At 38.9% G+C, this 20,209-nt stretch carries 20 protein-coding genes; 2 read left to right on the forward strand and 18 right to left on the reverse strand.

The window, feature by feature from the left end:
• Positions 1 to 68 precede the first annotated feature (68 nt).
• The 3 genes from ABDZ63_RS13135 to spoIIR all read right to left on the reverse strand — a co-directional run bounded on the left by ABDZ63_RS13135 (position 69) and on the right by spoIIR (position 2,252).
• On the reverse strand, positions 69 to 1,097 hold the full coding sequence (locus ABDZ63_RS13135; protein ID WP_343784183.1) for an L-threonylcarbamoyladenylate synthase: 1,029 nt from the start codon (positions 1,095 to 1,097) through the stop codon (positions 69 to 71).
• A gap of 77 nt (positions 1,098 to 1,174) precedes the next feature.
• Positions 1,175 to 1,594 carry a hypothetical protein gene (locus tag ABDZ63_RS13140; RefSeq protein WP_343784185.1) on the reverse strand — a complete coding sequence of 140 codons (420 nt, stop codon included), beginning with the start codon at positions 1,592 to 1,594 and terminating at the stop codon, positions 1,175 to 1,177.
• A 67-nt stretch (positions 1,595 to 1,661) separates the two neighbouring features.
• Positions 1,662 to 2,252 carry a stage II sporulation protein R gene (spoIIR, locus tag ABDZ63_RS13145; RefSeq protein ID WP_343784187.1) on the reverse strand — a complete coding sequence of 197 codons (591 nt, stop codon included), beginning with the start codon at positions 2,250 to 2,252 and terminating at the stop codon, positions 1,662 to 1,664.
• Between the two features lie 118 nt (positions 2,253 to 2,370).
• Here spoIIR and ABDZ63_RS13150 point away from each other — a divergent pair, with 118 nt between their 5' ends.
• Together ABDZ63_RS13150 and ABDZ63_RS13155 are read left to right on the forward strand one after the other, a co-directional pair.
• Positions 2,371 to 2,928, forward strand: coding sequence for a GNAT family N-acetyltransferase (locus ABDZ63_RS13150; protein ID WP_343784189.1), 558 nt, complete (start codon positions 2,371 to 2,373; stop codon positions 2,926 to 2,928).
• 99 nt (positions 2,929 to 3,027) lie between these two features.
• Positions 3,028 to 3,597: a hypothetical protein gene (locus ABDZ63_RS13155; protein ID WP_343784190.1), complete on the forward strand. Its 570-nt coding sequence runs from the start codon at positions 3,028 to 3,030 to the stop codon at positions 3,595 to 3,597.
• Here ABDZ63_RS13155 and prmC read toward each other — a convergent pair.
• The 15 genes from prmC to meaB all read right to left on the reverse strand — a co-directional run bounded on the left by prmC (position 3,555) and on the right by meaB (position 19,961).
• Positions 3,555 to 4,397, reverse strand: a complete 843-nt coding sequence (prmC, locus tag ABDZ63_RS13160; RefSeq protein ID WP_343784192.1) for a peptide chain release factor N(5)-glutamine methyltransferase — start codon at positions 4,395 to 4,397, stop codon at positions 3,555 to 3,557. The genes ABDZ63_RS13155 and prmC overlap by 43 nt on opposite strands.
• Before the next feature lies 1 nt (position 4,398).
• Positions 4,399 to 5,469, reverse strand: a complete 1,071-nt coding sequence (gene prfA / locus ABDZ63_RS13165) for a peptide chain release factor 1 (RefSeq protein WP_343784194.1) — start codon at positions 5,467 to 5,469, stop codon at positions 4,399 to 4,401.
• 245 nt (positions 5,470 to 5,714) lie between these two features.
• Complete coding sequence (locus tag ABDZ63_RS13170; protein WP_343784224.1) at positions 5,715 to 6,335, reverse strand: thymidine kinase; 621 nt, start codon at positions 6,333 to 6,335, stop codon at positions 5,715 to 5,717.
• A 249-nt stretch (positions 6,336 to 6,584) separates the two neighbouring features.
• Positions 6,585 to 6,830, reverse strand: coding sequence for a type B 50S ribosomal protein L31 (locus tag ABDZ63_RS13175; protein ID WP_343784196.1), 246 nt, complete (start codon positions 6,828 to 6,830; stop codon positions 6,585 to 6,587).
• Between the two features lie 139 nt (positions 6,831 to 6,969).
• Positions 6,970 to 8,232, reverse strand: coding sequence for a transcription termination factor Rho (gene rho, locus ABDZ63_RS13180; protein ID WP_343784198.1), 1,263 nt, complete (start codon positions 8,230 to 8,232; stop codon positions 6,970 to 6,972).
• A gap of 334 nt (positions 8,233 to 8,566) precedes the next feature.
• Positions 8,567 to 9,535: a class II fructose-bisphosphatase gene (gene glpX / locus ABDZ63_RS13185; protein ID WP_343784200.1), complete on the reverse strand. Its 969-nt coding sequence runs from the start codon at positions 9,533 to 9,535 to the stop codon at positions 8,567 to 8,569.
• A 40-nt stretch (positions 9,536 to 9,575) separates the two neighbouring features.
• Complete coding sequence (locus tag ABDZ63_RS13190; protein WP_343784202.1) at positions 9,576 to 10,862, reverse strand: UDP-N-acetylglucosamine 1-carboxyvinyltransferase; 1,287 nt, start codon at positions 10,860 to 10,862, stop codon at positions 9,576 to 9,578.
• Between the two features lie 82 nt (positions 10,863 to 10,944).
• Positions 10,945 to 11,595 carry a fructose-6-phosphate aldolase gene (gene fsa, locus ABDZ63_RS13195; RefSeq protein WP_343784204.1) on the reverse strand — a complete coding sequence of 217 codons (651 nt, stop codon included), beginning with the start codon at positions 11,593 to 11,595 and terminating at the stop codon, positions 10,945 to 10,947.
• Between the two features lie 153 nt (positions 11,596 to 11,748).
• Complete coding sequence (locus ABDZ63_RS13200; RefSeq protein ID WP_343784206.1) at positions 11,749 to 11,955, reverse strand: beta/alpha barrel domain-containing protein; 207 nt, start codon at positions 11,953 to 11,955, stop codon at positions 11,749 to 11,751.
• A 96-nt stretch (positions 11,956 to 12,051) separates the two neighbouring features.
• The gene (locus tag ABDZ63_RS13205; protein WP_343784208.1) at positions 12,052 to 12,426 is read right to left on the reverse strand and encodes a response regulator; all 375 of its coding nucleotides are present in this window, start codon (positions 12,424 to 12,426) and stop codon (positions 12,052 to 12,054) included.
• Positions 12,427 to 12,541: 115 nt separating this feature from the next.
• Positions 12,542 to 14,134, reverse strand: coding sequence for a CTP synthase (gene pyrG / locus ABDZ63_RS13210; protein WP_343784210.1), 1,593 nt, complete (start codon positions 14,132 to 14,134; stop codon positions 12,542 to 12,544).
• 206 nt (positions 14,135 to 14,340) lie between these two features.
• Positions 14,341 to 14,823: a DNA-directed RNA polymerase subunit delta gene (gene rpoE / locus ABDZ63_RS13215; RefSeq protein ID WP_343784212.1), complete on the reverse strand. Its 483-nt coding sequence runs from the start codon at positions 14,821 to 14,823 to the stop codon at positions 14,341 to 14,343.
• Between the two features lie 320 nt (positions 14,824 to 15,143).
• Positions 15,144 to 18,374, reverse strand: a complete 3,231-nt coding sequence (icmF, locus tag ABDZ63_RS13220) for a fused isobutyryl-CoA mutase/GTPase IcmF (protein WP_343784214.1) — start codon at positions 18,372 to 18,374, stop codon at positions 15,144 to 15,146.
• 2 nt (positions 18,375 to 18,376) lie between these two features.
• Positions 18,377 to 19,015, reverse strand: coding sequence for a TetR/AcrR family transcriptional regulator (locus ABDZ63_RS13225; RefSeq protein WP_343784216.1), 639 nt, complete (start codon positions 19,013 to 19,015; stop codon positions 18,377 to 18,379).
• The gene (gene meaB / locus ABDZ63_RS13230; RefSeq protein ID WP_343784218.1) at positions 19,008 to 19,961 is read right to left on the reverse strand and encodes a methylmalonyl Co-A mutase-associated GTPase MeaB; all 954 of its coding nucleotides are present in this window, start codon (positions 19,959 to 19,961) and stop codon (positions 19,008 to 19,010) included. The genes ABDZ63_RS13225 and meaB overlap by 8 nt, the downstream gene beginning before the upstream one ends.
• Between the last annotated feature and the right edge of the window lie 248 nt (positions 19,962 to 20,209).

Below are 20,209 nucleotides of genomic sequence, written 5' to 3' on the forward strand. Positions count from 1 at the left end.
ATGTATGGACATGCTATTTCAATGTATGCATATCCAACCTGCTTTAGAAGATTAGCGTGATTAGAGTTTTAAATTATTTTAGAGGCGGCTTTTTCTAGGCGGTTCATCAAAGCTTCGCCAATTCCCTCTTTTATAAAAGATTCTGCTAACACGATGTCATAGTCTAGTTCGTCTATTTTTCTTAGCGTACTATAAAGCTCGCTAGTGATTTGATTTAAATCTTCACACGAACCCAGTTTAAGTTCTGTTTGTTCACCTAATTCAGACGCAAGTTCATCACTAACCATTAAACCAACTGAATAACCGTCATCTCTCAACTCAGTAAGAACCTTGCACATTGATTTGGTGTCACCTTGAACGACCCACACCGGACAATCAGGGGCATAGTGTTTATATTTCATACCGGGTGAACGAGGTGAATCGAAAGTTTCAACAAGTGCTGGTGCCACATCAACTGGCCCGATGACAGCTTCAATATCAGCTTTTGTCACACCACCTGGACGGAGAATCACCGGAGTTTCTAACGTACAGTCAATTACAGTTGATTCAACACCCACTCCTGTTTGCCCACCGTTTACAACACCGTTTATCTTTCCGTTTAAGTCTTGTAATACGTGTGTATGCGAAGTTGGGCTTGGCTTACCGGAGCTATTCGCACTAGGAGCAGCAACAGGAATTCCTGCTTCTTGTAATAAAGCAATCGCAACAGGATGATCAGGCATACGTACACCAACCGTTGTAAGTCCTGCTGTAACATTATCTGAAAATCCACCTTTTAATGGCAATATAATCGTCAAAGACCCAGGCCAAAATGCTTCTATTAACTGGTTAGCTTTATCACTAATATACCTCACATATTGTTCAATGACATCACGACTTCCAACGTGGACTATGAGTGGGTTATCAGCTGGCCTGCCTTTTGCTTCAAACACTTTTTTTACAGCTTCACTACTTGTCGCATCGGCACCTAAGCCGTAAACGGTCTCAGTTGGAAAAGCAATCGTCTCACCTTGTTTCAACCGGGCTGCAGCTTGTTTTATATATGAATGATCATGTAGTTGTTCTTTGTCTTCAACAGTCCAGCAAATGGTTTCCATCATCGTTCTCCTTTTAATTCAAAATAATGTTTCTCTTATTATGAAAGGAATACGATGAAAGTGCAAACGAACATTACTCAAGCCTGTACTATTAATAGCTTCTCAAACCATTCACCATAAATATTCGCATCAACATAAGGCTCTTCTTTTGATTCTTTAAAATGGTTCATTTCAAGTAATACGCGCTTATTTGGATCATCTAAGTGGGTGTAAAGCTTTTCATAACCTAATTTCAGAGCATGTTCTGAAATCCATTCAAAGGTCATAATAATTAATGCAGGGTTGGCTTGTTCTTTCATTAATAATTTCCTCAACCACGCCCCACCATCTACTGGATACAAGACGAAAAAGCCAATCTTTTCACCTTCAAGTTCTAAAAAATGTCCATGTTCATGCGCCCAGTCTTCCTCTGGCTTTTGGTCTTTAGCGTGTCCATCTTTAAAAAACTGTTCATATTCTAATTCAGATACTTCATTAATATGTTTGATTTTAATCATAATCAATTCGCCTCCTAGCCATTTTCTCTATTAAGCTATGAATTGATTATGAAAAATATGAACGAATCTATGAAATTCCTAACAATTTCTTTAACCATTCCCATAGAAAAAAGCTAACTTCCGCTTCTTCTTCATCCTTTTCTAACTCTACTTCTTCATCGTCATCATGTTCTAATACCGTAGTTCCATCAGAAAATTCTACGAAACATAACGGCGGAAACAAGACACACCACCAATTGTCCCCTTCTCCTTCACCAAGAGTAATGAGGATTGCTTCATACTCACCACCAGGATAAACGAAACGATCATATACTTTATCTGGAAATTTAACTTCACCGAATTCAACTGTAAAGTCATCATCACCTGTAATCGATGATACTGTGTCTTCTATTTTTGGTAAGTTTTCAATAATCGTTTCTCTAGCTACTTCAATAGACGTTAACTCTTCAACCCATTCAGTAATTTGTTCGTTAACTTCATCACGTACTTGGTCTTTTAACGCTTGAGCTTCTTCTTCATTCGAGTCAGCTAATATCCGTAAACGAATCGCCTCATCTGGAATGACGACATAGTCTGATTCTTCTTGTTGTGCTGCACTTTCAGTAAAAACAACTTGAATCATCACAATAATTAATAATCCTACAATAATATAACGCATGCCCCTCAAACCTTTCTCTTAATCTATTAACCACATTGTTAACGAGGGAGAAGAAAGTTATACATAAATCTAGCAATAAATGTTAGAATAATTGAAAAGCTCTGGGAGGCGAATTCAAATGTTCACTTATAACATTGATGAAGAACTTTATTTACGATTAGTTGATATAGGCGATCGTGATGCCGTGTACAAACTGACTGATGAAGGGCGCGGCTATTTAAGAGAGTGGCTCAATTGGGTTGATGGCACACAAAAACCAGAAGATACAACAGAATTTATTAACATGTCGAAAAAGAATTACGCTGATAGCAGTGGATTAAACGCGGTCATTGTTTTTAACGAACAAGTCGTTGGTATTGCTGGTTATAATTTACTGGATTGGAATAATTATATTGCCCACATCGGCTACTGGTTAGGTGAGGGGTATCAAGGAAATGGTATTATGACGAGAGTATCAAAAGCTTTGACAGACTACGCATTTGACCATTTAAACATGAATAAAGTTGAGATTCGGGCTGCGAAAGGAAATGTTAAAAGTCGAGCGATCCCTGAACGGTTAGGATATATCGAAGAAGGCGTTATTCGATCTGCTGAAAGATTATATGGTGATTATGTTGATCACGTTGTCTATGGCATGTTAGCTTGGGAATGGAATAAACATGGTACACGTTCATAAAGCTGAAACCGAGCATGTTAAAGGCATTGCACGAGTTTGTACAGAATACTATGTGTTTTCAGATGAGTAGCTAGACATAAAGCATAGACACCTGGCCCGGTGAAAATGCCTGTGCGCTTCAAAGGCGATTCAGTATCTTTTATCGGCGTTCGGGCATCTTTTATCAGTGCTCAGGCTTTTTTATCAGCGCTCGGAACCTTTTATCGGCGATCAGGACTTTTTATCAGCGCTCGGCTTCTTTTATCGGCGCTCAGAACCTTTTATCAGCGCTCGGAACCTTTTATCAGCGTTCAGGCCTTTTTATCAGCGCTCGGCACCTCTTTTATCAGCGTTCAGGCCATTTTATCAGCGCTCGGCACCTCTTTTATCAGCGTTCAGGCCATTTTATCAGCGCTCGGCACCTCTTTTATCAGCGTTCAGGCCATTTTATCAGCGCTCGGAACCTCTTTTATCAGCGTTCAGGCCATTTTATCAGCGCTCGGCACCTCTTTTATCAGCGTTCAGGCCATTTTATCAGCGCTCGGAACCTTTTATCAGCACTCAGACTTTTTTGATGAAGCGCTTATCGAAACGCAAAATCCGAACGCGTTCATTTATGATGAATTCGTTCGGATTTTTAATTCACTTCATTTCCAAAGGACAATCCGGTCTTTCCTGTTAATATCTTGAATAACTTTCACTTGAGCACTTGAGTCATATTGTTTAATAAGGCTAGGAACCGCTTCACCTTGATCATAGCCAATCTCAAAAGCGGTTAATCGCGGTTTCTTAGCTAACTGCATCACTTGTTTAATAATCGTTTCATAGGCAGCTAAACCATTTTGTTCTGCAAATAACGCTTGCTTTGGATCATGTAGTTTAACCGTTTCTGATAAATGCTCGCGTTCTGAATAGGGAATGTACGGCGGATTCGATACGATGACATCTGGTATTATTTTTTGAGCTGTAATAGGTGTTAAAAAATCCCCTTGCATAAATTCGACATCTGCTTCTAATTTCTCACTATTATATCGCGCTACAGATAAGGCTTCTTCTGACAGGTCTGTTGCAAAGATTCGAGCTTTTGGCCACTCTATTTTTAATGTGATTGCGATTACGCCACTACCTGTTCCTAAATCAACAACTGTATAAGGTTGATCAATTTCATTTAATACTGACATGATTAACTCTTCTGTCTCTGGTCTTGGGATAAGTACCTGATCATCAACATAAAACTGACGATCAAAAAACTCTACCTCACATGTGAAGTGTTCAACCGGCTTTCCTGCCTCAGCATGCTCTTCAACCCATGTGACAAACAGTTCGAACAGTTCAGGTGCGATTAAATCTCGCTGCATCGCTAAAAATTGACTATGATTGACTTCTAATAAATGTCTTAATAGAAGGTCTCCAACACGTTGTTCGCGGTGGTGTTGTTTTAAAAAAGAAAAAGCCCAATTCCGGGCTTCTCTAACTGTATGATTTGCCATTTTACTCACCGATTTCTTCTAGTTTCGCTGTTTGTTCTTCGATGATTAAAGCATCAATAAACTCTTCAATCTTACCTTCCATAATTTGATCTAACTTATTAATTGTTAGACTAATTCTATGGTCTGTCACACGGTTTTGTGGGTAATTATACGTACGAATACGCTCAGAACGATCACCTGTACCAACCGCTGACTTACGGTTTTCGTCATACTCTGCTTGTGCTTCTTGTTGGAATTTCTCATAGATTCTGGCACGTAGTACTTTCATAGCTTTTTCTTTGTTTTTAATTTGTGACTTTTCATCCTGACATGATACAACGACACCAGTTGGTTCGTGTGTTAAACGAACTGCAGACATTGTCGTGTTTACACTTTGACCACCTGGACCACTTGATGCGAAAGTATCTACACGAATGTCTTTTTCATTAATATCAATTTCTACTTCTTCTGCTTCCGGCAAAACAGCTACCGTTGAAGTTGACGTGTGAATACGTCCGCCTGATTCAGTGTCAGGAACACGTTGTACACGGTGGGCGCCATTTTCATATTTCAAGCGTGAGAATGCTCCTTTACCGTTGATCATAAAGACGATTTCCTTATAACCACCAACATCCGCTTCGTGTGCTTCAATGACCTCAATTCTCCACCCTTGCGTCTCAGCATAGCGGGAATATAAACGATACAGATCACCTGCGAAAAGCGCTGCCTCGTCTCCACCTGCTGCACCGCGAATTTCCATAATCACGTTTTTATCATCATTAGGGTCTTTAGGAACGAGGAGAAGTTTCATCTCTTGTTCTAATGGTTCAACTTCTGGCTGTAATTCTTCTAATTCGTCTTTAGCCATTTCAACCATATCTTCATCTGACTCATCTTCTAACATCGCCTTAGCATCATCAATTTGTTGCGTGATTTCTTTATAACGGCGATACTTATCGACTACCTCTTGTAAATCAGCCTGTTCTTTTGAGTAATCACGTAATTTATTAGAATCATTAATAACCTCAGGATCCATTAACAAATCAGTTAATTGATTATAACGATCCTCAAGGTTTTGTAGTTTATCGTACATACAACGTCCACCTCTTACTATTTCGTTTATTACTCCACATTATATCATATCATAAAACACAAAAAAATTTCGTCAAAAACCTAGAAAGTTTACAGAACAGCTCTTATTTTAACCATAGTTTGAAGAATATGAGACGTATTTATGTAATGAGTCTAAGTGTTCAATCAAGTCTATAAGCAATTAGAATCCTATAAAATAGTGAAAACTCGACTATAAATAACAGTCGAGTTCCCCTAAAATCATCACTATTCATTATGTCCTACTGCGGATACACGTACATCTTGTCTCGGGTGATTCGGCACTTCATGGTGATGGCGACAGCGCGGTTCGTATGATTCTGAAGCTCCGACTAATATTATAGGATCGTCATATGATGCTGGTTTACCATCAATTAAACGCTGTGTACGGCTTGCTGGAGAACCGCAAATCGGACAAATCGCATTTAATTTCGTAACATTTTCTGCTAATGCTAATAACTGTGGTAATTGCCCGAATGGTTCACCACGGAAGTCTTGGTCTAACCCTGCTGCTACAACACGTACCCCTTGGTCTGCTAACTGTTGTGCGACATCGACAACCAATTCATCAAAAAACTGTACTTCATCGATCCCTACAATATCAACATCTTCATCTATTTGATTTAAGATTTCAGTACTATTAGCAACTGGTCGTGCAATAATCGAGTTACCGTTGTGGGATACGATCGACTCCTGATCATAACGATTATCAATCGCTGGTTTAAATACACGTACATTTAAGTTCCCGTATGTAGCCCTTCTAACACGACGGATTAATTCTTCTGACTTTCCTGAAAACATGCTGCCGCAGATTAATTCTACCCAACCGCTATGTTTCATCACATACATCATATTCAGCACCTCGTTTAACAATCTTTTACAAATTTTGCGGATGAAGCAAATAAAAACGGCGTCGTTCCATCTTAGTGGTGACTGCCTAATATTTAATCCTATAATGGGTGTTCCTTAGATTGGTTGAAATAAAAAAAGCTGACCACACTAGCCAAGCACCAAATTATAGATGATATAGAGTTTATATGATCTAGTATGGTGTTTAGCTGAAGTGTTCGGTCAGCTCCTTGTGTTAAATTGCCAGTATTATGACATGTTGTATTTCTTCTTGAAGCGGTCTACACGGCCACCAACTTTGTCAGCTTTTTGCTTACCTGTGTAGAACGGATGTGAAGCTGAACTGATTTCAACACGAATTAATGGGTACGTATTACCGTCTTCCCATTCGATTGTCTCCTCAGATTCTAGTGTTGAACCACTTAGAAATTTGAAATCAGAGCTTGTATCTAAAAATACAACTTTACGATATTCTGGATGGATATCCTGCCTCATGCTTAACACTCCTCCTTGCCCTGAATCCTTAGGAAACAGAGTTTTTTAAACCGTCCTATAGACGGGAGTTAACTTCTACGAGTCATACAGAGTGATTATACCAACTTGATATTTATTTTGCAAGGAGTTTTGAGCATTATTAACTTTTACCTTGCATTTCATCATCCATAATCTTAAAGAACTCATCGTTTGACTTAGATGAACGTAAACGACGTAAGAAACGGTCTAAGAAGTCGTGTCGGTCTTGCATCGTTTTACGGATTGCCCACGTTTTATCAAGCTGTTCTTTCGGCATTAATAACTCTTCTTTACGCGTTCCAGAACGAAGTACGTCAATTGCAGGGAAGATACGACGCTCTGCCATACTACGATCTAGATGGAGTTCCATATTACCTGTTCCTTTGAATTCTTCATAAATAACATCATCCATACGTGAGCCTGTATCTACTAACGCAGTTGCTAGAACCGTTAAACTTCCACCTTCTTCAATATTACGCGCAGCACCGAAGAAACGTTTTGGGCGGTGGAAAGATGCTGGGTCAATACCACCAGATAATGTACGACCACTAGGTGGAATCACTAAGTTATAAGCACGAGCTAATCGTGTAATACTATCCATTAAGATAATGACATCTTGTTTATGCTCAACTAAACGCATCGCACGATCTAAAACAAGTTCAGATACTTTAATATGATTCTCTGGTACTTCATCAAACGTTGAACTTACAACATCAACATTGTCTGCCACTGAACGCTCAATATCTGTAACTTCTTCTGGACGCTCGTCTATTAGTAAAATAATAAGTTTTGATTCAGGATGGTTTTCTGTAACACTATTGGCTACTTCTTTTAGAATTGATGTTTTACCGGCTTTAGGGGGTGCGACAATTAAACCACGCTGCCCAAAACCAACTGGTGACATCATATCAATAATTCGAGTTGATAGTAGATTACGAGTCGTCTCTAGGTGCATTTTACGATCAGGGTATAGGGCTGTTAAACCTGGGAAGTGAATTCTTTCCTTAGCACTTTCCGGGTCGTCACCATTTACTGCATCTACATGTAATAAGCCGAAGTAACGTTCATTTTCTTTCGGTGGTCTAGCTTTACCAGATACTAAGTCACCATTACGCAAATCAAAACGGCGGATCTGTGATGCTGATATATAAATGTCTTCTGCGCTTGGGGCATAGTTAATTGGGCGTAAGAACCCAAAGCCTTCTGATTGGATAATTTCTAAAACGCCATCTACAAATAATTTACCATCTTTTTCTGTTTGCGCCTTTAAGATCGCAAAGATTAATTCTTTTTTGTTTAATTTCGCATAATAAGAAACGCCAAGATCACGTGCTAATGCATATAGTTCTTTGAGCGTCTTCGTTTCTAATTCTGCAATTGTCATTGTATTTGACACACAAACACCACGCTTTATTAATTTTTAATTTTATTATGGTTAATTTAAGTATTGGAAAATAAAGATTAGGGACTGTCATTATTCTTTGAGAAGAATTGATTTACTCGGGGTATAGCTACTATATTGTACCTTTTTTAAATTTTATTAGCAAGGTTTAGACAAAAAAACTTAAAAGCTATATTTGTCATATAAGCTCTGCACGAGTCCGATGTCACTGTGCAAAATTCAAATTACCAACACTACCTTTTATAAAACTGTTCTAATATAAAAACCAGGCTGAAGTCGTGATGACAACAGCCTTAGTTTGATTATAGACAAAACTTTAATCTTTTATCACTAAATCGGGCTTTTTCTCCAAGCTATGTGTACCATCAATAAAACGAACTGTTCCGGATTTAGCTCGCATAACCACTGTTTCAGTCGTTGCTTTATCGCCTTTGAATTGCACGCCTTGCAACAATTCACCATCTGTAATACCTGTTGCAGCAAAGATTGCATCATCTCCACCACAAAGGTCTTCCATTTTCAAGACTTTGCTCACGTCTTCGATTCCCATTTTACGGCAACGCTCTTCTTGCACTTCATCAACTGGTTTTAAACGGCCTTGAATTTCACCACCAAGAGCCTTTAAGCCAATCGCTGATAAAACGCCTTCTGGTGCACCACCAATTCCCATTAAAACATCAACACCTGTATGATCGAATGCTGCATTAATGGATGCTGCAACATCACCATCTGGAATTAATTTAATACGTGCGCCAGCTTCACGAATTTCTTTAATTAGTTGATCATGGCGTGGACGGTTAAGAACGACTACTACGATGTCTTCGATGTCTTTTCCTTTTGCTTCAGCAACCGCTTTTAAATTCTCTTCTACAGAAGCATCAAGGTCAATTTTACCTACAGCCTCTGGGCCAACCGCGATTTTCTCCATGTACATATCAGGTGCGTGAAGTAAGCGGCCACGATTAGCAATACCTACAACACAAAGCGCGTTCCAAGTACCTAATGCAACAATATTAGTACCTTCAACAGGGTCTACAGCAATATCGACTTCTGGTCCTTGACCTTGTCCAACTTCTTCTCCTATGTATAACATCGGAGCTTCGTCTTTTTCCCCTTCGCCAATTACAACCGTTCCTTTCATAGGTACTGTATCAAATACAGTACGCATTGCTTCGGTTGCTGCACCGTCTGCTTCTTCCTTTTCACCGCGCCCCATCCAGCGAGCTGATGCTAAAGCAGCTGCTTCAGTTACGCGTGCGATTTCCATCGATAAACTTCTTTCCATGTGTAATTGCCCTCCCTGTTTCTCTTATCCCTTATCGACCTTAAGCATTTTGGAACATCTTTATATCTTCATCTGTCATTTGTTCACGCCAAACAACAGCACCTAGATTTTTTAGCTTTTCAGTTAGATCATCATAACCTCGCTCAATATGCTCAATACCTACTACCTCAGTAATACCATCTGCCATTAGGCCAGCTATTACTAAGCAGGCACCTGCACGTAAATCACTTGCTTTTACCTTCGCACCTTCAAGTGGTGTTTTACCTGTAATGACAGCTGAACTGCCTTCAACTTTTATATTGGCATTCATTCTTCTGAGTTCATCAGCATGTTTAAAGCGTGCTTGATAAATCGTATCTGTAACGATACTTGAGCCGTGAGCTTGTGTTAACAATGAAGTAAATGGTTGCTGTAAATCTGTAGGAAACCCTGGGTAGACTAACGTTTTAATATCCACGCTTGTCAGTTCTCGATTACCGCGCACAACTAAATAATCCGTTCCTTCTTCAATCTCAACGCCCATTTCACGTAACTTTGCTGTTAGAGATTCTAAGTGAGTTGGGATGACATTATCGACTAAAACTTCTTCACCTTTTGAAGCAGCTAAAATCGTATAAGTCCCAGCTTCAATTCGGTCTGGAATAATGGTATGTTGGCAACCATTTAATGAGTCAACACCTTCAATCCGAATGACATCTGTTCCTACCCCTTTAATATTCGCTCCCATACTATTCAAAAGGGTTGCAACGTCTATAATCTCCGGTTCCTTCGCTGCATTTTCAATCGTCGTTTTCCCTTTTGCCTTCACAGCTGCAAGCATAATATTAATAGTGGCACCAACACTTGGGATATCAAGGTAAATTTTAGAACCAATGAGTTCATCTGCTTTTAGGTAAATAGCGCCTTGTTCGTTCGTCACTTCAGCACCTAACGCTTCAAACCCTTTAATATGCTGATCAATTGGTCGTGGTCCTAAATCACATCCACCCGGTAAACCAATGACTGCTTTTTTAAAGCGACCTAACATCGCACCCATAAAGTAATAGGATGCGCGCAGCTTTTTCACACGACCATTAGGTAAAGGCATAGAAACCATCTCAGATGAATCAATTGTGACATCATCACCACTTTGTGATACGTCACCACCTATATCACGTAACAACTCTTTTAATATTTGAATGTCAGAAATGTTTGGAAGACCTTCAATCGTAACTTCGGATTCGGCTAAGATTGTTGCTGGCAGCAAGGCAACTGCGCTATTTTTAGCACCACTTACCCGAACTTCTCCATTTAATTGGTGGCCTCCTTCAATAAGTAATTTTTCCATGTGAATACTCCTCTTATCACATTTTTATAGCTGTCTTTCCACCGTTGCTTGTCTAGTTATATTATGTGCGATATTTCAAGATTCATGCTTGATTTGCTTTTTCCCAATCTTTTAAGAATTTATCAATTCCTTGGTCTGTTAATGGATGCTTGACTAATTGCTGAATAACATTAAATGGAATTGTAGCTATGTGAGCACCATTTAACGCTGCTTCAGAAACATGCATCGGGTGACGTACACTCGCTGCAATGATTTCTGTATCAATACCGTGCGCATCAAAGATTTGTGCAATCTCAGCAATTAAATGCATGCCATTTTGACCAATGTCATCTAATCGTCCTAAGAAAGGTGAAACATAAGTAGCACCAGCTCTTGCAGCTAATAAGGCTTGGTTAGCTGAGAAAACGAGTGTTACATTAGTTTTAACACCTTTGTCTGTTAAAGCTTTACATGCTTTAAGACCTTCTAATGTCATAGGTAGCTTAATGGTGATGTTTGGTGCAATTTTCACTAGTTCTTCTGCTTCTTTAAGCATTCCCTCAGAGTCTTCTGATATCACCTCAGCACTCACTGAGCCTTCTGTTACTTCTTTTGTAATTTCTTTTAAGCGTTCGTGGAAAGATACACCTTCTTTAGCCACTAAAGATGGATTTGTTGTCACACCTGATAAAATGCCTAATGCATTTGCTTCTTTAATCTCATTAATATTCGCTGTATCAATAAAAAATTTCATAAAACTCTCTTCTCCTTTATGACTGATTTAAAAGCTTTTTTACGCTTAGCTCAATCCAATATTGAACGTTAACATAAACACTAATACTATTCTATCTTTTCATACGCGAAAAGGCTAATCCAAAGCACACGGATCAGCCATAACAATTTGAAATTATGCTTTTTTAAAGAGTTCTAATCTAACCATTGAAACCACAGCGTTATAAATACCAGAATACTTAGGAGCATTTCCAGATACACCGCTTATGACCGGCGACTGCTTCTTTTCAGCTGCTCGGTCATATACAAGGTTAAACTTCAAAGACGAATAACCTTCATCATTAGCTTTATTAAGCATTGCTCGCATTAATACTAGTGGCACAATGGTTTCCTCCTCAAGTTATAAGTACAAGAGCATGTGTAAGATCATTTTTATAATTATAGAATACCAAGTATGCCACCAATTAGCAACTAAGCATTATGGTGTTTGAGGGTTTTTTACATGCTCATCAATTAAGTCCATCACGTCTTTAATTGAAAATGGCTTTTCTAATACATCTTGGTACGTTGCTGCACTACTTTCTTTTACTTGCATTTTGGATAACCCTGTCATTAGAATGACAGGGGCATGATGATCCTGTTCTCTCAACTCCTGAATGAAATGGTCCCCTCTCATACCAGGTAACAAATAATCCACAAAGAAGATATCAACATTTGCCTCTTTCACCACTTCAAAAGCTTCTAATGAATTAGCAAATGTTAATACTTCAAAACCTTCTTGGCTTAATAGTTCTTTCATCAATAATGCAATGCCTGATTCATCATCAACTACAACTGCCTTAAACCTTTTCATCCCATCACCTTATCCCATTTATTACTTTTAATATAACTTTAACGGAACAAGGGAGGAAAATCAATCCAATTAGGGTGATTTGTTATTCAATTCTAAACTTTCTTACAGATTACAATTACTTTACACAACTTTCAACAAATTTCTTGAATAATGGCTGTGGATTTGTCGGTCTTGATTTAAATTCTGGATGAAATTGTGACGCGACAAACCATGGGTGGTCTTTCAGTTCGATAATTTCAGCTAAACGACCATCTGGGCTGTTGCCTGAGAACTTAAATCCTTCTGCTTCCATTTGTTCACGGTACTCATTATTAAACTCAAAGCGGTGGCGGTGACGTTCATAAACAAGCTCGTCTTCATATGCTTCATGAGCTTTTGTTCCTTCTTCAAGTCGACAAGCATAAACGCCTAGTCGTAGTGTACCACCTAGATCTTCTACATCTTTTTGTTCTGGTAAAAGGTCAATTACTGGATGTGGTGTTGAAGGATCAATTTCAGCTGAATGAGCTCCTTCAAGGCCTAATACGTTACGTGCAAACTCGACCGTTGCTAATTGCATGCCTAAGCAAATACCTAAGAAAGGAATTTTGTTTTCACGCGCGTAACGAGTCGCCTCAATCTTTCCATCAATTGCACGATCACCAAATCCGCCTGGAACTAAAATACCGTCAACATCGCTTAAAAATTCGTGCACATTCTCACTGGTCACTTCTTCAGAGCTAACCCATTTAATTTCAATATCAGAATCAAATGTGAAACCACTATGCTTTAACGCTTCTACTACTGAGATATAAGCATCCTTAAGAGCTACATACTTACCAACTAGAGCAATAGTTGTTGTTTTAGATAAATTTTTCACTTGGTTAATTAAATGGCTCCACTCTTTCATATCTGCATCTTTAGCTTCAATACCAAAGTGGTCACAAGCTAGTTGATCTAAGCCTTGCCTTTGCATTTCCAGCGCTACTTCATATAATACTTCACAATTACGTGCTTCAATTACTGCATTTTCATTAATATCACAGAAGAGGGCAATTTTATCCTTCATACTTTGACTAATTTCTCTTTCAGTTCTTAAAACGATCACATCAGGCTGTATACCTAATGAACGTAATTCCTTAACAGAGTGCTGTGTTGGCTTTGTTTTCAGTTCACCTGCTGCTTCTAAGAATGGAACTAACGTACAGTGAATATACATGACATTATCTCGACCTGCATCACTCTTTAATTGTCTAATTGCTTCTAAGAATGGCAGGCTTTCAATATCACCAACAGTTCCACCTATTTCAGTAATAACAACATCAGCATTCGTTTCTTTACCAGCTTGATAAACTTTATCTTTAATTTCATTCGTAATATGAGGAATGACTTGTACAGTTCCTCCTAAGTAATCACCTCTGCGCTCTTTACGAATAACTGAAGAGTATACTTTACCTGTTGTAATGTTACTGTATTTATTTAAATTAATATCAATAAAACGTTCATAATGACCTAAGTCTAAGTCCGTTTCTGCACCATCCTCTGTTACGAACACTTCTCCGTGCTGATATGGGCTCATCGTACCCGGGTCTACGTTTAAGTATGGGTCGAATTTTTGGATCGTGACGTTTAAGCCTCGGTTTTTAAGTAATCGCCCTAGTGATGCTGCTGTAATTCCTTTTCCGAGTGAAGAAACCACTCCACCTGTTACGAAAATATATTTTGTCATCTTTTCTGCCTCACCTTCTATGTTTATCGTTTGTTATTTAAAATAAAATTAAAACATTAATTCAGGGAAAAGTAAGGATTGCTTAACTTTTCAAGCCTTATAAAAAACAAAAAAAGCTCCCGAATTAAATTCGGGAGCTTTACATTTATTTTTGAGAGCCCACATAGAATAATACGCCTATGCCGAGGTAAAGTCAAGATTGTTTTTTATGAATCTTCTTCGTCTTCATCACCTTTATCTAAGTCTTTTTCAAGGTTATCGACTTCATCTTCAAACACTTCTTCTGATTCTTCATCCTCTTCTGAATCAGCTTCTAATTCATCATCTAATAAGGTCTCTTCTTCCTCAACTGGTTCCTCAGCTTTAGCTGATTTCTTTTTCTTCTTCTTCTTTTTCGGTTTTTCCTCAGCAACAAAAGCATCCTCGACTGTTTGGTCAAACGGATACCAATGCTTCAACCCCCAAAGATTCGAACCAACTGAAAGAAATCGACCATCAATATTTAAGTCTGTATATAGCTGAGAAATGTATTGTTCTTTTTGCTCTTGGGTGAATTCTTTTGCTTCAGCTACGATTTTGAAAATATCTTGAAAGTTTTTCGCTTGGTTTTCATCTAACATGATTTCGTAAGCAATATCGATCATGGACAATTCTTTAACTTCTTCATTATTATACTTTACTAAGCTCACAACCAGCACTCCTTTACCCAGTTAACAGGAACTTTTTTAGCTATTTTCCTAGTTTACAGAATATCATACATTATCGTCAATTCAAGCAAAAAATATATCTTGATGATCATTTTTATTTTAGTAAAAATTTGGATTCGCTTAAATTTATCGGAATGCATTGTAATTGATCAGTGTTCGCGAGTCGATTTATCAGCGTTCGGGGCGGGTTTATCAGCGTTCGACTCTCGTTTATCAGCGTTCGAGCTCATTTATCGGCGCTCACTAACGCACGCATTTAATAAATAAACTCCACCTATTTAATAAGGTGGAGTTTATTTGTGTTACATATTACGTCGGTATTGTCCGCCTACTTCGTAAAGGGCATTTGTGATTTGCCCTAGGCTTGCGACTCTTACTGTTTCCATTAGTTCTAAGAAGACATTGCCACCAGAAGCAGCTGTTTCTTTTAAGCGTTTCAGTGCTATTTCTGCTTCATCTTTATTTCGTTCTTGGAATGCTCTTAAGTTGGCAATTTGTTGTTGTTTTTCTTCTTGTGATGCACGAGCAACTTCCATTGAGTTAATGTCATCTGCTGATGGTGGGTTTGGATTTTGATACGTGTTCACGCCAACGATTGGTAGTTCTCCTGAGTGTTTCTTACCTTCATAGTAAAGTGACTCTTCTTGGATTTTACCACGTTGGTATTGGCGTTCCATCGCACCTAAGACGCCACCACGATCATTAATTCGTTCAAATTCTTGTAAGACAGCTTCTTCGACAAGGTCTGTTAACTCATCTAAAATGTAAGAACCTTGTAGGGAGTTTTCCGTCTTTGTTAGGCCGAATTCTTTATTAATAATCATTTGAATGGCCATTGCACGACGAACAGATTCTTCTGTCGGAGTCGTGATTGCCTCATCATATGCATTTGTGTGTAATGAATTCGTATTATCTTGGATCGCAATTAAAGCTTGTAATGTTGTGCGAATATCATTAAAGTCTACTTCTTGTGCGTGAAGTGAACGACCTGATGTTTGAATATGGTATTTTAACTTCTGACTACGTTCATTAGCTCCATATTTATCGCGCATGACAATCGACCAAATGCGACGTGCTACACGGCCAATAACTGAATATTCTGGGTCAAGTCCATTTGAGAAGAAGAATGATAAGTTAGGTGCGAATTTATTAATATCCATGCCACGGCTTAAGTAGTACTCAACATAAGTAAAGCCGTTCGCCAACGTAAAGGCTAGCTGACTGATTGGGTTTGCACCTGCTTCTGCAATATGGTAACCAGAAATAGATACAGAGTAATAGTTACGAACTTCATTTTCAATAAAGTAAGCTTGAATATCACCCATCATTCTTAAGGCGAATTCAGTTGAGAAGATACACGTATTTTGGCCTTGGTCTTCTTTTAAAATATCTGCTTGAACCGTTCCGCGTACGACAGAAATCGTTTCAGTCTTAATTTGTTCAAGTTCTGAAGCATTCGGTTGACGGTCGTTTTCTTCTTTAAATTTCTCTAGTTGTTGGTCGATCGCAGCATTGAAATACATCGCTAAAATAATCGGTGCTGGACCATTAATCGTCATTGAAACTGATGTCATTGGGTGGCATAGATCAAAGCCATCATACAACTTCTTCATATCTTCTACTGTACAAATGCTAACACCCGATTCGCCGACTTTACCATAAATATCTGGACGCTCATCTGGGTCTTCACCATAAAGCGTTACAGAGTCAAACGCTGTACTTAAACGCTTTGCTTCCTCATCTTTAGATAAATAGTGGAAACGACGATTTGTACGTTCTGGTGTCCCTTCACCTGCGAACTGACGTGTTGGGTCTTCTCCACGAAGCTTGAATGGGAAAACACCTGCTGTATAAGGGAAGAAGCCTGGCACATTTTCTAAAAGCATGAATTTCAGGCGGTCGCCCCAATCATTATATTTCGGAAGGGCAACTTTAGGAATTTTAATACCTGATATGCTTTCGGTGTTTAGTTCGACTTTGAACTCTTTACCACGGACTTCGTATGACATTTCATCTTTTGTATAGTTCTCTTGTAGTTCATCATACTTTTTAAGCTGTTCAACACTTTCCTCATCTAACTGCTTCTCGTATTTTTCAATTATGCTTTGAATCTTTTCTAACTCATCTTCTTCTAGCTCATCTTTTGTCCCTTTTAACTTGTAAAGCTTACTAGCTATTTCACTTTGTTTCTTTGCTTCGTCCTTATAACCTTGAACTGCCTGAACGATGTCACGTAAGTATTGGCGTCGTTCTGGTGGAATGATTAAGTTTTGCTTTTCAACGACTTTAATATGAGTATCAAACGGGACTTCTACACTCCATTCATAGCGTTCATTTAACGTTTCGAGAAGTGAGGCAAATAGTGTGTTCGTTCCTGCATCGTTAAATTGACTCGCAATCGTTCCAAAAACAGGGAATGTTTCATGGTCTTCATGAAACAGCATATGGCTACGCTCAAATTGTTTACGCACTTGTCGTAGCGCATCTTCAGAACCTTTTTGTTCGAATTTGTTGATGACAATAAAATCAGCAAAATCGATCATGTCGATCTTCTCTAATTGTGATGGTGCACCAAATTCAGCAGTCATCACATACATAGATAAGTCAGTAATCTCAGTAATTTCGGCGTCACCTTGGCCAATTCCGCTCGTTTCCACAATAACAAAGTCAAAGTTAGCCGCTTTTACGACGTTAATCGCATCAGTAATGGCTTTTGATAATTCACTTTTCGAATCACGCGTTGCTAAAGAACGCATATAAACACGCGGATTAAAAATCGCATTCATTCGAATACGGTCACCTAATAGAGCTCCTCCTGTTTTCTTTTTCGTTGGATCAACAGAAATGATGGCTATATTTTTATCGGGTACTTCATTGACAAATCGACGGATTAATTCGTCTGTTAGTGAACTTTTACCAGCACCACCTGTACCTGTAATGCCTAAGACAGGAATATTAGCACCATCGATGTTTAGCAAGTTATTTAATTCATCACTTGAAACAGAGCCATTTTCAACATGTGTGATTAAACGCGCCACCGCTTGATTATCGCCTTGTTTAACCGCCTTCGCATCCGCTTCTAGCTCGAATGGAGTTGGATGGTCACATTCTTTAAGCATATTATTAATCATCCCTTGAAGGCCGACTTCACGACCATCCTCAGGTGAGAAAATTCGTGCTACACCGTAATCATGTAGTTCCTTAATTTCACGCGGTAAAATAACACCGCCACCACCGCCGTACACACGAATATGACCTGCTCCTTTTTCATTTAAAAGATCGACCATATATTTAAAATATTCAACGTGTCCGCCTTGATAAGATGAGATGGCAATTCCTTGAGCATCCTCTTGAATCGCTGCATTAACAACAGCTTCAACTGAACGGTTATGGCCTAAGTGGATCACCTCTGAACCACTCGCTTGAAGAATTCGTCTCATAATGTTAATGGAAGCATCGTGCCCATCAAATAAACTTGATGCTGTTACAAATCTTACAGGATGCTTCACATGATAAACTTCCGGCTGTTGCATCTTTACACGCCTCCTCGTTCTTTGATTTGCGCTTGGTGCGCCAATTGATTTTTTAATAGGTTAAATTGTTTTAAAGTGTACGCTTCTAAGGTGAATTCCTTTTGTAACACCCACCTACGAAAGCCCCACATTTGCCCTTGAATAAAGATGTTATTTGAAATGAGTATAATATCTTCCTTGCTTAAGGCATTCGCGTAGCTATTTTCAAGAATTTGTTCGAACAAACAAAGCATTTCTTTCTCTTTATTTAATACATATTCTTGGGCATCTTTCGGTAGAGCCTTAAGCTCTTGATACAAAACAAGCACTTCATCCTGCAACTCATCCATCAGTTGAAAATAAGATTCTACTGCTTGGTATAGAGCATTTTCTGAAGGTTCTTTCGTATCGATCACCGCTTCCATCCGCGCTTTTACTTCATTATAAATCGCATCACAAACAAGAAATAGAACGTCTTCTTTCTTCCGAATATATTCATAAAGGGTTCCGATACTAAAACCTGCTGCCTTAGCAATCTCACGTGTTGTCGCACGGTGAAACCTTTTTTGTTTAAAAAGGTTAACAGCACCCTTCTGTAACTGGGCACGCCGCTTTTGAATTAATACCTCATCTTTGATTGATGAGCCGATTTCTTTAACCATCAGAGTCCCCCTTCTTCAATCCTCGCCATTCGTCAAGCCATCTTTCCGCTAAATGGTAAGGGTCTTCAACTTGATCTAATTTCTCTTTCATATGAGGGGTTTGTTCAATTGTGTTATATAGATCTTTATAAAGTGCTTCTTGCATCAGTTCGTAGACTTCATGTCGAAGCTGCTCTTTACGTTTCTTTATACCTGCTTCAGACTGCTTTAAGTACTGCCAATGTTGGTTGAGAGCATCATGTAACTCTTCAAATCCTGTTGGCTTGGATTGAGATATTGTCTCAACAATCATCGGTTCAAAGCCGTTGTGCCCTGCGATATGGATTAAATCTTTTAATTGATTTTTTAGCTTTCGAATACCAGGTAAATCAGCTTTGTTTAATATAAATAAATCGGCTATTTCCATGATACCAGCTTTAAATACTTGCAAAATGTCACCAGAGTTAGGTGTTAAAATAACAGCCGTTGAGTCCGCTACTTTCATAATGTCAAGCTCAGACTGACCAACGCCAACTGTTTCGACTAAAATGTAATCAAATCCATACGCATCACAAGCTCGGATCGCGTCTTTTGTTGCTCTAGCCAAACCACCAAGACTCCCACGCGTTGCCATACTACGGATAAACACATCTTCATCAGTGAAGTGCTTATGCATACGAACACGATCACCTAAAAGAGCTCCACCACTGAAAGGACTAGTCGGGTCAACTGCGATGACAGCGATTTTTTTATTTTGTTGTCTTAATCGAGTCATGAAATGGTCAACGAGCGAACTCTTGCCTGCTCCGGGTGAACCGGTAATCCCAATGTAGTGAGCACCTTTTTTACGCTTATTAAGCTCACTCAGTAACGACAGTTTATGAGGGTGATCATTTTCAATCATGGTGATCGCACGCGCTAAGGCCCGTTGATCTTGGTTTTCGATTCGTGTCGCGAGTTGATCCATTTAAGCTTCAGTCCTTTCTAATAAAATGAAGCGGATGCGCAGTGACCCGAGACTTGAGCCTTTCTTCCGGTGAAAGTGCTCCTTCGTCCGGTGAAAATGCCCCTTCGTCCGACAATTATCCTGCTTCGTCCGACAATTATCCTGCTTCGTCCGACAATTATTCTGCTTCGTCCGACAATTGGTAGCGTCAATAAGTATGTGTAAATGCGCCACCATGGATTGTAAGCACCCAGTTGGTTTTACATGGA

Source organism: Alkalibacillus silvisoli (assembly GCF_039521975.1).
GTDB classification, from domain to species: Bacteria; Bacillota; Bacilli; order Bacillales; family Alkalibacillaceae; genus Alkalibacillus; species Alkalibacillus silvisoli.

Bases quoted from the DNA above. Each gene is read 5' to 3' on its own strand.
- icmF (WP_343784214.1), bottom strand. From the start codon at position 18,374: ATGCAACAGCCGGAAGTTTATCATGTGAAGCATCCTGTAAGATTTGTA.
- ABDZ63_RS13150 (WP_343784189.1), top strand. From the start codon at position 2,371: ATGTTCACTTATAACATTGATGAAGAACTTTATTTACGATTAGTTGAT.
- glpX (WP_343784200.1), bottom strand. From the start codon at position 9,535: ATGGAAAGAAGTTTATCGATGGAAATCGCACGCGTAACTGAAGCAGCT.
- ABDZ63_RS13190 (WP_343784202.1), bottom strand. From the start codon at position 10,862: ATGGAAAAATTACTTATTGAAGGAGGCCACCAATTAAATGGAGAAGTT.
- ABDZ63_RS13135 (WP_343784183.1), bottom strand. From the start codon at position 1,097: ATGGAAACCATTTGCTGGACTGTTGAAGACAAAGAACAACTACATGAT.
- prmC (WP_343784192.1), bottom strand. From the start codon at position 4,397: ATGGCAAATCATACAGTTAGAGAAGCCCGGAATTGGGCTTTTTCTTTT.
- prfA (WP_343784194.1), bottom strand. From the start codon at position 5,469: ATGTACGATAAACTACAAAACCTTGAGGATCGTTATAATCAATTAACT.
- fsa (WP_343784204.1), bottom strand. From the start codon at position 11,595: ATGAAATTTTTTATTGATACAGCGAATATTAATGAGATTAAAGAAGCA.
- spoIIR (WP_343784187.1), bottom strand. From the start codon at position 2,252: ATGCGTTATATTATTGTAGGATTATTAATTATTGTGATGATTCAAGTT.
- ABDZ63_RS13175 (WP_343784196.1), bottom strand. From the start codon at position 6,830: ATGAGGCAGGATATCCATCCAGAATATCGTAAAGTTGTATTTTTAGAT.
- ABDZ63_RS13225 (WP_343784216.1), bottom strand. From the start codon at position 19,015: ATGGTTAAAGAAATCGGCTCATCAATCAAAGATGAGGTATTAATTCAA.
- meaB (WP_343784218.1), bottom strand. From the start codon at position 19,961: ATGGATCAACTCGCGACACGAATCGAAAACCAAGATCAACGGGCCTTA.
- ABDZ63_RS13170 (WP_343784224.1), bottom strand. From the start codon at position 6,335: ATGTATGTGATGAAACATAGCGGTTGGGTAGAATTAATCTGCGGCAGC.
- pyrG (WP_343784210.1), bottom strand. From the start codon at position 14,134: ATGACAAAATATATTTTCGTAACAGGTGGAGTGGTTTCTTCACTCGGA.
- rho (WP_343784198.1), bottom strand. From the start codon at position 8,232: ATGACAATTGCAGAATTAGAAACGAAGACGCTCAAAGAACTATATGCA.
- ABDZ63_RS13205 (WP_343784208.1), bottom strand. From the start codon at position 12,426: ATGAAAAGGTTTAAGGCAGTTGTAGTTGATGATGAATCAGGCATTGCA.
- ABDZ63_RS13140 (WP_343784185.1), bottom strand. From the start codon at position 1,594: ATGATTAAAATCAAACATATTAATGAAGTATCTGAATTAGAATATGAA.